Annotated in this window: 15 protein-coding genes; 7 read left to right on the top strand and 8 right to left on the bottom strand. The window is 58.9% G+C overall.

Features of this window, described 5'->3' with window-relative positions:
- Nucleotides 1–7 precede the first annotated feature (7 nt).
- On the bottom strand, nt 8–448 hold the full coding sequence (locus tag PseAD21_RS20550; protein ID WP_102357433.1) for a DUF3995 domain-containing protein: 441 nt from the start codon (nt 446–448) through the stop codon (nt 8–10).
- Nucleotides 449–542: 94 nt separating this feature from the next.
- Between PseAD21_RS20550 and PseAD21_RS20545 the strand changes: the two genes are divergently transcribed.
- Nucleotides 543–932, top strand: coding sequence for a DUF2946 domain-containing protein (locus PseAD21_RS20545; RefSeq protein WP_102357432.1), 390 nt, complete (start codon nt 543–545; stop codon nt 930–932).
- A gap of 92 nt (nt 933–1024) precedes the next feature.
- On the top strand, nt 1025–3157 hold the full coding sequence (locus tag PseAD21_RS20540) for a TonB-dependent siderophore receptor (RefSeq protein ID WP_102357430.1): 2133 nt from the start codon (nt 1025–1027) through the stop codon (nt 3155–3157).
- A 98-nt stretch (nt 3158–3255) separates the two neighbouring features.
- On the opposite strand, the gene PseAD21_RS20530 is transcribed toward PseAD21_RS20540, so the two are convergent.
- The 3 genes from PseAD21_RS20530 to PseAD21_RS20520 all read right to left on the bottom strand — a co-directional run bounded on the left by PseAD21_RS20530 (nt 3256) and on the right by PseAD21_RS20520 (nt 5078).
- On the bottom strand, nt 3256–4272 hold the full coding sequence (locus tag PseAD21_RS20530) for an ABC transporter substrate-binding protein (RefSeq protein WP_102357429.1): 1017 nt from the start codon (nt 4270–4272) through the stop codon (nt 3256–3258).
- 129 nt (nt 4273–4401) lie between these two features.
- Nucleotides 4402–4599: a hypothetical protein gene (locus tag PseAD21_RS20525; RefSeq protein WP_102357486.1), complete on the bottom strand. Its 198-nt coding sequence runs from the start codon at nt 4597–4599 to the stop codon at nt 4402–4404.
- 8 nt (nt 4600–4607) lie between these two features.
- The gene (locus PseAD21_RS20520) at nt 4608–5078 is read right to left on the bottom strand and encodes a hypothetical protein (protein WP_025111384.1); all 471 of its coding nucleotides are present in this window, start codon (nt 5076–5078) and stop codon (nt 4608–4610) included.
- A gap of 402 nt (nt 5079–5480) precedes the next feature.
- Here PseAD21_RS20520 and PseAD21_RS20515 point away from each other — a divergent pair, with 402 nt between their 5' ends.
- Both PseAD21_RS20515 and PseAD21_RS20510 read left to right on the top strand, forming a co-directional pair.
- Nucleotides 5481–5756 (top strand): hypothetical protein, encoded by a 276-nt coding sequence (locus PseAD21_RS20515; RefSeq protein ID WP_102357427.1) that lies wholly within the window; start codon nt 5481–5483, stop codon nt 5754–5756.
- Nucleotides 5757–5802: 46 nt separating this feature from the next.
- Nucleotides 5803–6039, top strand: coding sequence for a DUF2789 family protein (locus PseAD21_RS20510; protein ID WP_102357426.1), 237 nt, complete (start codon nt 5803–5805; stop codon nt 6037–6039).
- A 6-nt stretch (nt 6040–6045) separates the two neighbouring features.
- On the opposite strand, the gene PseAD21_RS20505 is transcribed toward PseAD21_RS20510, so the two are convergent.
- The 3 genes from PseAD21_RS20505 to PseAD21_RS20495 form a co-directional block, all read right to left on the bottom strand.
- The gene (locus PseAD21_RS20505; protein WP_025111382.1) at nt 6046–6249 is read right to left on the bottom strand and encodes a hypothetical protein; all 204 of its coding nucleotides are present in this window, start codon (nt 6247–6249) and stop codon (nt 6046–6048) included.
- A 112-nt stretch (nt 6250–6361) separates the two neighbouring features.
- Nucleotides 6362–7585, bottom strand: coding sequence for a methyl-accepting chemotaxis protein (locus PseAD21_RS20500; protein WP_371859077.1), 1224 nt, complete (start codon nt 7583–7585; stop codon nt 6362–6364).
- Between the two features lie 607 nt (nt 7586–8192).
- Nucleotides 8193–8597: a TraR/DksA family transcriptional regulator gene (locus PseAD21_RS20495; RefSeq protein ID WP_003225981.1), complete on the bottom strand. Its 405-nt coding sequence runs from the start codon at nt 8595–8597 to the stop codon at nt 8193–8195.
- Nucleotides 8598–9045: 448 nt separating this feature from the next.
- Between PseAD21_RS20495 and PseAD21_RS20490 the strand changes: the two genes are divergently transcribed.
- Nucleotides 9046–9954, top strand: coding sequence for a MurR/RpiR family transcriptional regulator (locus PseAD21_RS20490; RefSeq protein ID WP_102357423.1), 909 nt, complete (start codon nt 9046–9048; stop codon nt 9952–9954).
- Between the two features lie 44 nt (nt 9955–9998).
- Here PseAD21_RS20490 and PseAD21_RS20485 read toward each other — a convergent pair whose 3' ends face one another.
- Nucleotides 9999–11381 carry a hypothetical protein gene (locus PseAD21_RS20485; RefSeq protein ID WP_102357421.1) on the bottom strand — a complete coding sequence of 461 codons (1383 nt, stop codon included), beginning with the start codon at nt 11379–11381 and terminating at the stop codon, nt 9999–10001.
- Nucleotides 11382–11744: 363 nt separating this feature from the next.
- Here PseAD21_RS20485 and PseAD21_RS20480 point away from each other — a divergent pair, with 363 nt between their 5' ends.
- Nucleotides 11745–12350 carry a glutathione S-transferase gene (locus PseAD21_RS20480; RefSeq protein WP_102357420.1) on the top strand — a complete coding sequence of 202 codons (606 nt, stop codon included), beginning with the start codon at nt 11745–11747 and terminating at the stop codon, nt 12348–12350.
- A gap of 2 nt (nt 12351–12352) precedes the next feature.
- On the top strand, nt 12353–13459 hold the full coding sequence (locus PseAD21_RS20475; RefSeq protein ID WP_102357418.1) for a DNA alkylation repair protein: 1107 nt from the start codon (nt 12353–12355) through the stop codon (nt 13457–13459).
- Nucleotides 13460–13574 lie beyond the last annotated feature (115 nt).

Genomic DNA, 13574 nt, shown 5'->3' with positions numbered 1-13574 from the left:
TCAAAGCTCAAACCCAGGCCACCGCCAACAACCCCGCCCCCAGCACCAGACACAACGGCGAATACACCCAGGTATCCAGCCGCGCAAACCGCGAGCCCTTCACCTCCTTGAAAAACCCCACCAGATTCGAATCGCCGATCGCCCGGGCAAACATCAACAGCGCAATCGCGCTGATCACCCATTGCAACGCTTGGTGATGCACGGCCGGCATTCCCCAGCCGACCCGCATACACACCAGCGCGGCAATCACCAACAACGCTGCCGCCACCAGCAAGGTGATCCAGCCTGACGGCTTGAACGCCGGTCGGACTGTCGTCACCAGACCTTGCACTGGCACTTGCGGCACTGCCGCCACCGCCGCCCATTGTCCACCCAACGCCCAATACACATGCACCAGGGCGATCATTGCAAAAATCGTCACCAGCCATTGAGCCATCACAAAGGTCATGGTTGAAAATCCTTGAAAGGGATTTGAACAAATCATCCTAGTTGGCTTTTTTTGAAGTGCACGACCGATCAGCGGTACGGTAAAGTGCCGCCCCATGAAATTCACCCGTTCCGATCGTTCACTGCTGGCCTGGATGCTTTATTGCTGCGTCCTGTTCAATGTGTTCGCCTGCAGCATCGGTCACGGGCAAATGGTCGGGATGCAGCTCAACGGCATCGGCGGCCAGTTCTGTACGGTCGACCCGGCCACCCAGGCGCCGCTGACCAGCAATCCCACCGACGAAAAACTGCCGACCCTGTCCAAGGCGTTCGGCTGCCCGCTGTGCTCCGTCGGCGGCGGCATGGGCCCGGCGTTCAACTCCAGCCTGACCCTGGCGGTGCTGCCGGAACAACACAGCCCGCCGCTGGCGCCCATCGTCAGCGCCGACCTCCCTGCCCGCTTCACCTGGCCTTCGGCCAATCCTCGCGCCCCGCCGCTCGCCTGAGTGTCTTTGCCTTTTTGATTTTTCAGCCCACTGCGCCAACGCGCGGCGTTCGCCTGTGCGCTGATTCCTAGACAAGCATTCAGGATTCAACGATGAAACATATTCCTCTGCTGGCGAGCCTGTGCGGCTGCCTGTCCCTTAACGCCTGGGCGCAATCCACCGTGGATCTGGCGCCGATCACCATCGACGGCGAATCCACCAGCGAACCGGGCCTGAGCCTCGATCAATCCAGCGGCATGGCCTCGCGCCTTGGCCTCAGCGTGCGTGATACGCCTGCCTCGGTGGCCATCGCCAATCGCAACGACATCGAACGCCACGGCGCGCAGAACTTCCAGGACGCCGCCAACACCCTGCCCGGAGTCAATACCAGCGCGCCGCCAGGCTTTGGCGGATTTGTCTCCTATCGCGGCTTCACCAGCAGCCAGATCACTCAGATGTTCAACGGTATCAACGTCTCCGGCGGCCTCGCCCGACCGGTGGATGCGTGGATCTATGATCGAGTCGAACTGGTTGGCGGCCCGTCGTCGCTGATCAACGGCGCAGGCTCGGTGGGCGGCTCACTGAATTACGTGAGCAAACTGGCGACCCGCGAAGAGCAAGCCGTCGAAGGTCGTGTCAGCTACGGCACCTACGACACCACGGAAACCGCGTTCGGCCTCAACCATGCCCTCACCGACCCGAGCGCCGACGTACAGCACTACGCGCGCCTGGACGTCAGCCACAACACCAGCAACGGCTACATCGACCGTCAGGAGCGCGATGCCTGGAGCGTGGCGTTCTCGCTGCTCAGCGACCTCACGCCGGATCTGTCACACACCCTGGCCCTGGAATATCAGGACGAACACGAAGACAGCCCGTACTGGGGCACGCCGGTGCTCAATCCCAAGGCCGGCGAGTTGAAAATCGACAGACACAACCGTTTCAACAACTACAACGTCGAGGACGGACGCTACGAACAGCGCACGATCTGGGTGCGCTCGATCATCGACTACCGGATCAACGACAGCACCACCTTGCGCAACACGCTGTATCACCTGGACAGTCAGCGCGACTACCGCAACCTCGAGACCTATCAGTACAACGCCGACAACAGCGCGGTGAACCGCTCCACGGCCTATCAGGTGCGGCATCAAGGGGAGCAGAACGGCAACCAGTTCGAATTGCGCCACGACAACACCCTGTTCGGCCTCGACACCACCTGGTCCGGCGGCTTCGAATACAAGGTCAACCAGACCACCAACTCGCCGCTCAATGTCAAAGGCGCGAGTACGGTTGACCCGAACAATTACCGCCCGGGGCGCTTCTATGACATTCCCGGGACCAACCCGGCGCTGATCAGCGACAAGACCAACGAGGTCACCACCAAGGCCTTGTTCGTCGAAAACCGTCTGGCGCTGACCGACAAATTGTCCCTGCTCACCGGCCTGCGCTACGACGACATCGACCTCGACGTGACCAACCACCGCACGGTGACCACCGCCAATCCCAAGCACTTCAAGCAAAGTTGGCAGCCGGTCACCGGCCGCGCGGGACTGACCTATCAGTTCATCCCCACTGCCAATGTCTACGTGCAATACAGCACCGCCGCCGAGCAACCGGGCGGCACGCAGAACTTCGACGTCTCGACCGGCAAGCAATGGGAGATCGGCAGCAAGTTCGATTATCTGAATGGCCGCGGCTCGGCGACCGTGGCGGCGTACACCATTGAGCGCAAGGACTTCGCTGTCACCGATCCACTCGATCCGGCCAGCAGCATTCCGGTCGGCCAACAGACGTCGAAAGGCGTCGAGCTTGCCAGCTCCTTGCGCATCACCGACAAGCTGTTGGCCGAAGGCAACTTCGCCTGGGTCGATGCGCAGTACGACGACTTCACCGAAAAAAATGCCGCCGGTGTGGTGGTGTCGCGCAAGGGCAATACGCCAACCAACGTCCCGGACCGGGTGGGCAACCTGTGGCTGACTTATGATTTTTCGCCGCAATGGCAGGGTGGGGTCGATGCGCGGTACGTGGCGTCGGTGTATGCGGACACGGCGAACACCATGACCGTGCCGTCGTACACGCTGTTTGGCAGCTTCCTCAGCTACAAGGTCGACTCGCACACCACCGTCACCGGGCGGGTGCGCAACCTGACCAATGAGGTGTATGCCGAGTTTGCACATGTGTCGCCGGCTTACTATCTGGGTACACCGCGCACCTTTGAGTTGGCGGTGCAAACCAGGTTCTAAAAAGCCTGAAAGCTTCGCGAGCAAGCCCGCTCCCACAGAGGACCACGTTCCAAATGTGGGAGCGGGTTTGCTCGCGAAGAGGCCAGCCGACTCACCGCCTACTTCAGATCAGCCGCAACCTTATCCGCCACATCCTTCGGCACCCACGCCTGCCATACCTGCGGATACGCCTTCATGAACGCCTCCGCTGCCTCTCGTGGCGCGGTGTGTTTCTCGCTCATCTCGGCCAGCGCCTTGTTCAACGGCGCTATCGGGAAATCCACTTTGCTGAAAAACTCGGCAATCTGCGGATACTGCTTCTGGAACGGCGCAGACACCCCGATCGACAGCTTCGAGGCCAACGAACGAGTCGGTTTCGGATGGGGGTTATCGGCATCGGTCAGCGTCTTCCACGCCTCGGCATCAAACGGCGGCTCTTGCAGTTGCACCAGTTTGAATTTGCCCAGCAGAGGTGTCGGTGACCAGTAATAGAACAGCACCGGTTTGCCCCGGCGGATAGAGGAGCTGATCTCGGCGTCGAGTGCCGCGCCGGAGCCACTGCGGAAATTGGTGTAGTCGTCCTGCAGGCCGTACGCGGTGAGTTTCTGTTTGTTCACCACTTCCGAGGTCCAGCCGATCGGGCTGTTGAGGAACCGGCCCTTGCTCGGGTTTTCCGGGTCCTTGAACACGTCCTTGTATTTCTTCAGGTCACTGACACTGCGCAAGTCCGGCGCCAGCGGCTTGATGCCCTTGGCCGGGTCGCCCTTGATCACGTATTCCGGTACCCACCAGCCTTCCGTGGCGCCCTTGACCGTGTCGCCAAGACTGGCGACCTTTCCCTCCGCCTCGGCCTTGACCCACACCGGACTGCGCCCGGCCCACTCCTCGCCAATGACCTGAATGTCATTGTTGGCCAGCGCCGTCTCAAGCGTGATGGTGGTGCCTGGCAGCGTATCGGTCGACAACCCGTAACCCTTCTCGACGATGATCCGCAGGACATCGGTGATCAGGCTGCCACTTTCCCAGTTCAGGTCGGCAAAATGGATCGGCGCCTGCGCCGCTGCAGCTGGCTGCGCAGACGCCAGCACACCGAACGTGACCACACTGGCGGCCAGTAACCGTCGAAATCCTTTCATGCTTTTGCACCTCGTGCTGTTCACAGCAATAGCAGGATGGCCTGACAGAAGACCGCAAGCCTCTGAATACTCAGTCAACTGACTGTAGCCGAGGTTCCTGCTTTTTCCGGGCGCATGCTCCCGACGAGGTTATGTTTCAGACTTTTCCTGCAAGGTTTGCAGCTCACGTCTGACCATGCTGGCGTATTCCGCAGGCCGCAAGGTGTAGATCTGCGCAGCCACCCAACTCAGCCAGGCAGCCTGCAACCCGGCTTTGGCGTTGAATAGCCGCAAGGCTTCTTCATGCGCGCGCTCGAGGTTCTGTGAATGGAAGTCGGCGCGACTCAAATCACCGATCACTCGCTGGCCTTGAACGTGACCAGTTCGCCCTTGCGCCACTTCGCCGCTTTGCCGGTGACGGCTTTCAAGGTCTTGGTCAGGCCTTCCTGCAATTGCTGATGCGCGGCAAACACCGTCACCACGCTGTGGCCTTCCTTGAACAGGATTGCGTGACCATCGGCGGTCTCGACAAAGGCGTAATCGCCCAGGCCATACACCGTCAGCTTGATCTCGCGAAAGCGTATGTCCATCTTGCCGCCTTCACGGCTGGGCAGGACCGAGGCGCTGAAATGATCGCCGACCTTGAGCTTGAGCCCCGGTTTGTCATCGACCACCAACGCGCTTTCGGTGTCGATCTCGGCCACGTAAATGCCTTCGGCGTTCTGTTCGGTGATGTAAACAAAACGCGATTGAAACTGCTTGACCAGCTTTGCACGCAAATCACCCAGCACGAACAAAGCATGCATATCGAGGTTACTGACTGCCAAAGAAACATCCCCACATCTGAAAAAGTACCCTGCGCCAAAACGCGCACGGCAAAAAAACGGCCAGGCCGATGCTGTTACCAGATGACTCCAGTAAACCTGAATCAAGCAGAACGCTCATTCATCGCGAGTTCGCAAGACTACTGGAAAGTCACGCGAGAAACTTGCTTTGACGTTCGCCAGACCTTGAAGGAAAAGTCCTCATTGAAGCGCAACGAAGACGGACTACAAACTTTAGGGAAAAAACTGACGAAAAAAAGCCCTTTTCCGACATATCGCCCGTAAAAAATTGCTTTAGATAGGCATCTGTCGCCAACAGACACTGGCGATTCTAGAGCAGCGATGCTCCTTACGACTACCCGAACCGACCAGTAAACGTCGGCCAACTCATGAAAAGGACTTCATATGTGCACTCTGACTCACTTTGCCCGCCCCTCCAACGCCAGCATCGACGCCCCTTTCGTGCTGCACGGCGGCGCTATACCGGTACTTGCGGAATATGAACAAAGTACCAACACCCCGCGTTTCCTGGTAGTCCCGGCGGGCAACGCGTTCTTTCATATCAAGGAATCATCTACCGGTCGTGTAAGAGGTTTCCGCGAAGATCATAACGAGGCGTGCGCCCTCGCCCGTTCGCTTGAATCACGAATCGAACTCTTGCCCAACCGCTGCCTCAGATAAAGAGCGAACGACAGCGCCATTCCGGCACACGCAAAAGGAGTACACGATGGAACTGCCTGCCTACGACCTGAAAACCCTGTTCGATCAACTGGGACTGCCATCGGAGGGCAGCGCAATCGACGACTTCATCGAGGCGCATCCGCTGGACGCCAACACCAAATTGATCGATGCCGATTTCTGGACGCCGCAACAGGCGCAACTCTTGAAAGAATGGCTGCGCGCCGACGGTGAAGAAGCGTTAATGGTCGACGAATTGAACGTACGCCTGCACGACGGCCGTTAATAAATGTCAGTGCAGGCTGTCACCAGGCTCGGCTTGCAGCTGTGCGAGCCAGGCAGCCTTGCACTCCTCCGCCTCATCGCGACTGGCGAACGCGGTGCCGCGACGCTCACCGTTGAGCAACACCACCCAGCAGACGCTCTGGCCCATCGCGCGCAATCCGGCGGGCACACCACTACCGATCATCACCGCGACATCGACTCTGCTCTGCATGCTGACCTCTCAAATTAATTAGCTACCTAACTAGTAGTAATGTTAATGAGTTTGGCGCAGAGAAAACAGCAACGCCCGTGCACAGATTCATTGCACACGCGGTAACAATCGATCAGCGCGCAGCCTCCGGTTTATAGCCCAGCCGCAACCCGCCCCAATGCCGGCCCTTGACCATGATCGGCACCGACAAGTCATGCATCAGCTCTCCAGTGTCGCGGGTGTAAGTCTGCAACAGCACCGCTTGCTGATGACTCCCGCAGCGGATACCGGTGCGGTCGGCGAACTTGCGTTTGGTGCGGTTACCCACGGTGTCGACCCGCTCGTCACCGGTCAACGGCTGGCTGAACGCCAGATTGTGCGTCGGCACATAACCCTGCTGCGTACAGGCGATGGCGAACACCAACCCTTCGTGGCGCGGCAGCAACGGCTCCTGAATCGCTGGCAGCACCTGATCGGTGTAGCGGTCGAAACGGGTTTGAAACTTCGCCGGTTGCGTCCCCGGAATCGGCTGGTACTGGCGGTCGAATAGATCGTCGAGACTGGTCCGGCCCAGCTCGACATCGGCTTCGAATCGCGCCGCAATCTGGCTCGCCCCCTCACGCGCCAGGTCATAGACGCGCTGGTGGTAGTCATCCAGACCGACTTCGGCCAGCCGCTCGCTGATGGTTTCCGCCTGACCTTCCATCTGCACGGCAGCTTCGGCCAGGCGTCGGGTCTGTTGATCGCTGATCGCCAGATCGCTGCGCATCTGCTCGATAGCCTTGAACAGACTGTCGAGTTGCTCACGGTTGGTTTGCGCACCACGGGCAATTTCGCCGACCTGACTTTCCACCCCGGCGGCCAACCGGGCGATGTTTTCCAGATGTTGACCGGTGGTTTCCACCTGCTCGACGCCAGTCTGCAGATCATTGGACAGCTCGCGGATTTGCTCCACCACTTGCGCCGTGCGTTGCTGAATATCGGCGACCATCTCCCCGACTTCGCCAGTCGCCGACGCCGTGCGCGCCGCCAAACCACGCACCTCATCCGCCACCACCGCAAAACCGCGGCCATGCTCACCCGCTCGCGCCGCTTCAATCGCCGCGTTCAGCGCCAGCAGATTGGTCTGGCTGGCGATGGATTGAATCACCAGCGTCACCCGCTGAATGTCGTCGCTGCGCAGGCTCAGGGCTTCGATCAGCTCACGGCTGGCGTTTGCGCGCTGACTGAGTTGATGCATGCGCGCAATCGAATCCACCAGTTCGGTGCGCCCCGCCGCGCTGCTGTGGTGCGCTTCACTGGCAGCGTCCAGCGCTTCGCGGCTGAGCTGCGAGGTGGCGTGTTCGGTGGCGATCATCACTTCGGCGTTGCTGACAATCTGCGCCGCCGCGTCGAGCTGCGATTCGAGTTTGCTGGCCAGTTGCTTGACGGAAAATGCCACGCCCGCAGCTGACAGCGCGTTATGACTGGTGGTGTAGGAAAGGTCGCGAGTGAGTTCGGAAATGGCACTGCCGGCCTCGACCGGTGCAGTATCGGCGACCGTGCGGGAACGCAGGCGTGGTAGCCAGACAATCAGCACCGCCAGCGGCAGACCGATGTACAACGACCACTCACCCAGCGTCATGCCGACGAGCAACAGCATCAGGGCGACACTTTGCAGGGTCGGAGCGATCCAGCGGTTTTTCGGCAACAGCACTGGTGCAGGCAGAGCCCCAACCAGAGATCCATCTCTCGTCATATCAACACCCCACGCATGTTCTCATTGTTGTATCCGCATTAAACGCCACTACATGGCCATTATCTATGGTCCATTAGTCGTGGGGCTTGCAGCAGGTCAATGGAACGGCGCGCGAAATATCGCAGACGAACAAATGCAAAGATCGCAGCCTCGTCAGCTCGTGTGGGAGCTGGCGAAGGCTGCGATCTTTTCGGGGCAACCCACATTCATGGGTTACCGCACAGAATCAGGCCTGACGCTGGTGCTTGTCGATCTGCTCGTGACGCTCTTGAGCTTCGATGCAGTACTTGGTGGTCGGGCTGATCAGCAGGCGTTTCAGGCCAATGGCCTCGCCGCTGTCGTCGCACCAGCCAAAGCTGTCTTCCTTGATGCGCTCAAGGGCTTGTTCCAGTTGCGGCAGCATGCGCTGGTCGCGATCGATCGCGTTGACCAGCCAGGTGCGCTCTTCTTCAACCGAAGCCGCGTCCGCCGGGTCGGCCGGGGTGTCCAGGCTTTCGATGGCGATACGGTTTTGCTCAATGCGCTCGTGGGTTTCGACTTTCATGTTCTGCAGCAGCTCAGTGAAGAAAGCGTGCTGCTCGGCATTCATGTAGTCATCTGCCGGCATGGCCAGCAACTTGTCCTTTGTCATTGATATCTCTATAAAAAAACGTGCATTAAGGCGAATTAGGGAGCGTTCCGGCGAACCGTGTCCGGTCGACGAAAAGGCATCGTTTATTGCAAACGCCACCCGGCACTCAATTTACGAAGGGGCGGCAGTCTAAGGCCCGTTTGAGGCCTCAGCAACTGTAAATACTGGGAATTTGTCCGACAACACCCGTAAACAGCTCTGAAACAGGCGTCATGGCGGTCATCGGAGTGCGTTTATAGCAAGAAATTCAGTCGAGCGGCTGTATATAGATGACAAACGGCTAACCCAGCGGCAGTTGGTCGCATTTTTTCGGCCATGCAGCCCGCGCAGTGCATCGTTTCAGCAAAGCAGACCCGCAAAAGCCCCCTAATATCAGAGCAAACCAACACCCCGTGGCGAGGGCTTGCCCCCTCGCCACGGGGTGATCAATTTGCCAAAAGGACTTCCCATGCCCCGCCCCGATCTGCCGGCCAACGACGAGCGTCCCCTCGCCAGCCCCCCGATCAATGCCGAGCGTCTGCTGCAACTGATCACCGACGAATACGACACCCTGCCGCGCCAACTCAAGCGCATCGCCAGCTACATGAGCCAGCAAAGCGACCGGATCATGGTCGATCGCATCAGCGACATCGCCCGTGAATGCGAAGTGCACCCGTCCGCCATCGTGCGCTTCTCGCAGCGCTTCGGCTTCAGCGGCTTCAGCGAAATGCAGGCGCTGTTCCGCACCGCCTACACCCACAAAGCCTCACCGGTGCAGAACTACCAGCAACGCATCCGCAGCATGATCGCCAACCAGTCGCAGCCAGCCAGCGACAGCGACCTCGCCCGCGAATGCATCGACGCCACCCGCTCCGGCATCGAACGCCTGGGCCGCGAACTCGACGACGTCGCGTTCGAAAAAGCCGTCGACCTGATCGTCAACGCCGACAACATCTATGTCGTCGGCGTGCGCCGCTCCTTCGCCGTCGCCGATTACCTCGTTTACAACTTGCAACACACTCACAAGCGCATTCACCTGGTGTCCGGCCTCGGCGGCAGCTATCGAGAGCAGATGCGCAGCGTGAGTAGCGGTGATCTGGTGATCGCCATCAGCTTCACCCCCTACGCCAGGGAAACCCAACACTGCCTGCGCTACGCCCGCCAGCAACAGGCGAAAACCCTGGTCCTCACCGACAGCCACCTCTCGCCACTGGCCAGAAACGCCAACAGCCTGTTGCTGGTGAATGAGGGGAGCGCGCTGGCGTTTCGCTCGCTGAGCGCGACGCTGTGTTTGTGTCAGGCGTTGTTCGTGGCGGGGGCGTATCGGCTGGGATTGAATGTGGATGAGATTCACGAACAAGCGGGATTTGAGGATTAAAGGCTGGCGAGTTCTGCTTGGTGACTCGCCAGCACCTGAACCTGTCAGTGTTGGGGTGGCGCTGCAGCAGGCGGTGCCACCTGATCCAGATTTGGATATCCGTCCAAATGGTATGTTTCTTTTAGCGGCGCTGGATACTTCCTTGGATCCGCCGTTTTGAAAGTACCGCTGGAGTCCTTGGCGGCGTTCGAATCCAGCAACGACTCGATGCTGTAATTGATCCCTCGGTATCCAATCGCAACCGGTTGGGCAAATGCCTGTCGCAACTTTACGCCCAGCGCAGACGACCTGACCACTGACCCCGTGACACCCGGTAAATCCGGTGCGATCTGATCCACCTGTTGACGCATTTGCGCATTAACCTGCACCAGTTCAGCCTCTACCTTGTCGATCTCCGTTTGCTGGCTCGCCGTCACGGGCGGCGTCGCAGGTTTGTCGGCAGGCTTAGGCTGTTCAGGTTTGGCTGGGGCCCCAGCCGTGGCTACCGTGTCATCTGCGACACGAACCTTGCCAGCCCCCTCTCCCGCATTACTATCGGGAGCGGCTGTTGGAGCCGGAGCAACAGCTTGGCCTTGAGCCGGTTTGCGCAGCTTGGCAAGTTGATCCTCCAGGCTTTTCTTTTTGTCACTGAGTTCGACCATGGAAAGGGTCAGTGTCGAAAATGACGCACTCATCCCATCTTGCGCCGAAACTGTCACGTCAATGGAACGGGTCAGATAAACATCCGTCACGAACACCAGAATCGGGCCCGATCCATCCGAATTTTTGGAATGGGTCGACTGTAATGCCTTCGCAGCATCACGCATCCATTGCCGGTCAGTGACGCTGTAGCGCGTACGGGCCACATCATCGAATCTGCGCCTTCCCTCCAGATAAGTGACACCGTAGGTTTCTCCCGAAGGAACCGAGTAAGAAACACTGTATTGCGAGCGTCGACCGAATCCGAACAACGCCCCGATAGCACTGCTGGTGACATTGACTCCTACATCACTTTCAGCAAGAGAAGCGAACGTGAACCCGGGAAATGCCACCAGACTGTTGATGACCCTGTTGTGAACCGTCAGAGGCAGTGCCTTCCTGGTACTGACAGGGCCGTTGGTTGTGCCGTCATCATAGGTATCGGTGGACTCGAACGTTACGGTCGGCGCCGAGCGATACAACGCTTCGCTCATATCGATATGATCAATCTTTATAGATCCCAACACATAATCAGATGTTCTAAGCTTCTGGCCTGCTGAAGTTGCGCGTGCAATGAACACATCACCAACCTCAAAGTGGGCACGCGGCGGATAAATAGCCTGAATACCCAGTTGCTCAGTATTGGTTGACCAGTTCTCGGCCACCACCCCGGGAGTCGGCTTCGAACTGCCGCATCCAGCCAATCCCGCTCCCACCAGACACAAAACCAAATGTTTGGACGCTTTCATGCATTTGACCCTCCCTCCAGTTTCGACTGCACGAGCTGCGACACCGAATGCGCACAGGTCGGCGCCTCAACGATCTAGGGTTCGTGGACTGCAAGGGAGTAATACAAACGAGTACTGAATCAGAGGGCCTGAACTCGTTTACCTTTTCCGTCCCTGGTCGATGCTGGCATTTTGACTATAGATCCACCCAAACACCCCGCAAGGCCGTCAAAGCCTTTATTTTCGGGTGTTTCATGGGTGTTACACGATCTGTATCAACGTCATTACGATCAAGCGAGCAAGCCAACCCAGTAGTCAACCAACAACTTTTACCGCTACATTCGACGTCCATCGCCTGCTCATGACTTGCCAAAGGAGTTGCACATGAAACTGATCGGAATGCTCGACTCACCCTATGTGCGCCGCGTGGCGATCTCCGCCAAACGCCTAGGCATCGACCTCGAACACCAGTCGGTCTCGGTATTCCGCCACTTCGAGCAATTCCAGCAGATCAACCCGGTGGTCAAGGCGCCTTCACTGATCCTCGACGACGGCGTGGTACTGATGGACTCCACCCTTATCCTCGACTACCTCGAAGCCAGCGCCGGCAAAAGCCTGCTGCCCGCCGACCTCAAACAGCGCGCCCACGCCCTGCGCTTGATCGGCCTCAGCCTCGCCGCCTGCGAAAAAGCCGTGCAGCTCTACTACGAGCGCAATCTGCGCCCGGTCGACATTCAATACCAACCGTGGGTCGAACGCGTCGAAGGCCAACTCGCCGCCGCGTTCACCGCCCTCGAACAGGAACTGGAAAAAACCGGCCTGCCCACCGACGGCACCCTCACCCAGGCCGGCATCAGCCTCGCCGTCGCCTGGAGCTTCACCGGCCTCGTCGTCCCCGACCAGATCGACACCCGCCGCTACCCAAACATCGCCCAATACACCGCGTACGCCGAAACCCTCGAAGCGTTCGTCAGCACCCCGATGACCTGACCATGAGCACCACCGACACCGCCACCCCGGCGTTAAAGGAAATCTTCAACGCCGAGCGTCTGCAACACATCGCCAGCGAAATGAGCGCCGTGTACCCGGCGTTCAAGGCCAAGGCGTTTCTCAAACACGCCAACCAAGGGCTCGCCGAACTGTCGGTGATGCAACGCATGGCCCGCGTCAGCGAAAGCCTGCACGCCGTGCTGCCACTGGACTACGAAGATTCCTTACATGTGTTACGTGAACTCGCGCCAAGGCTGAATAGCGGATTCGTCAGCATGTGCCTGCCGCACTACGTCGCCAGCTACGGCGGCCACGCGTTCGACACCTCGATGCAAGCGCTGAAATACTTCACCGCCTTCGGCTCCTCCGAATTCGCCATCCGCCACTTCCTGCGCAGCGACCTCGAACGCTCGCTGGAACTGATGCACGACTGGACCCAGGACGAAAACCACCACGTCCGTCGCCTGGCCAGCGAAGGCAGCCGCCCTCGCCTGCCCTGGTCGTTTCGCTTGGAAGCAGTGCAGGCCAATCCGCAATTGGCCGCCGGGATACTGGATCGGTTGAAGGCGGACGAGAGTCTGTACGTGCGCAAGTCCGTGGCGAACCACCTGAATGACGTGACCAAGGAGCATCCGGAGTGGGTGCTGGACACGATTGAAGGTTGGTCGCTGGAGAACAAGCACACGGCGTGGATTGCCAAGCATGCGTTGCGCAGTTTGATCAAACAGGGGGATTTAAGGGCGCTGACGGTGATTGGCGCTGGGACCAAGGCTGAGGTTGAGTTGTTGGATGTGCGGGTTGAGCCGGCGGTGGTGAGGTTGGGTGAGGCGATTACATTGTCGTTTACGGTGAAGTCGACAGTGGCGCATGAGCAGCGGTTGGTGATTGATTATGCGATTGACTATGTGAAGGCGAATGGCGGGGTTTCGGGGAAGGTTTTCAAGTTGAAGACGGTGGTGTTGGAGGGGTTTGGGGAGGTGGTTGTGGGGAGGCGGCAGGTGATTAGGGATTTTACGACGCGGAAGCATTTTGTGGGGCGGCATGGGGTGCGGGTGATGGTTAATGGGGAGGTTTTAGGTAGTGCTGCGTTCAACATCGTCGCTGATTGATACCGCTATGGATTCGCTGACCTGGGAGTACTCGGACTGATCGGGAATTTCGGATGGGCTGCTTTCGGCCCAGAGTGTGTAAAAACTCCAAAGCCAGCTCGGATGATTAAAAATC

Source organism: Pseudomonas sp. AD21, assembly GCF_002878485.1.
GTDB lineage: Bacteria > Pseudomonadota > Gammaproteobacteria > Pseudomonadales > Pseudomonadaceae > Aquipseudomonas.
This window is presented reverse-complemented; position numbering and strand designations above follow the sequence as displayed.

Excerpts from the sequence above, each read along its gene's own strand:
- PseAD21_RS20475 (WP_102357418.1), top strand. The coding sequence starts at position 12,353 with ATGAGCACCACCGACACCGCCACCCCGGCGTTAAAGGAAATCTTCAAC.
- PseAD21_RS20495 (WP_003225981.1), bottom strand. The coding sequence starts at position 8,597 with ATGACAAAGGACAAGTTGCTGGCCATGCCGGCAGATGACTACATGAAT.
- PseAD21_RS20530 (WP_102357429.1), bottom strand. The coding sequence starts at position 4,272 with ATGAAAGGATTTCGACGGTTACTGGCCGCCAGTGTGGTCACGTTCGGT.
- PseAD21_RS20490 (WP_102357423.1), top strand. The coding sequence starts at position 9,046 with ATGCCCCGCCCCGATCTGCCGGCCAACGACGAGCGTCCCCTCGCCAGC.
- PseAD21_RS20545 (WP_102357432.1), top strand. The coding sequence starts at position 543 with ATGAAATTCACCCGTTCCGATCGTTCACTGCTGGCCTGGATGCTTTAT.
- PseAD21_RS20500 (WP_371859077.1), bottom strand. The coding sequence starts at position 7,585 with ATGATCGCCACCGAACACGCCACCTCGCAGCTCAGCCGCGAAGCGCTG.
- PseAD21_RS20505 (WP_025111382.1), bottom strand. The coding sequence starts at position 6,249 with ATGCAGAGCAGAGTCGATGTCGCGGTGATGATCGGTAGTGGTGTGCCC.
- PseAD21_RS20480 (WP_102357420.1), top strand. The coding sequence starts at position 11,745 with ATGAAACTGATCGGAATGCTCGACTCACCCTATGTGCGCCGCGTGGCG.
- PseAD21_RS20550 (WP_102357433.1), bottom strand. The coding sequence starts at position 448 with ATGACCTTTGTGATGGCTCAATGGCTGGTGACGATTTTTGCAATGATC.
- PseAD21_RS20540 (WP_102357430.1), top strand. The coding sequence starts at position 1,025 with ATGAAACATATTCCTCTGCTGGCGAGCCTGTGCGGCTGCCTGTCCCTT.
- PseAD21_RS20485 (WP_102357421.1), bottom strand. The coding sequence starts at position 11,381 with ATGAAAGCGTCCAAACATTTGGTTTTGTGTCTGGTGGGAGCGGGATTG.
- PseAD21_RS20510 (WP_102357426.1), top strand. The coding sequence starts at position 5,803 with ATGGAACTGCCTGCCTACGACCTGAAAACCCTGTTCGATCAACTGGGA.
- PseAD21_RS20515 (WP_102357427.1), top strand. The coding sequence starts at position 5,481 with ATGTGCACTCTGACTCACTTTGCCCGCCCCTCCAACGCCAGCATCGAC.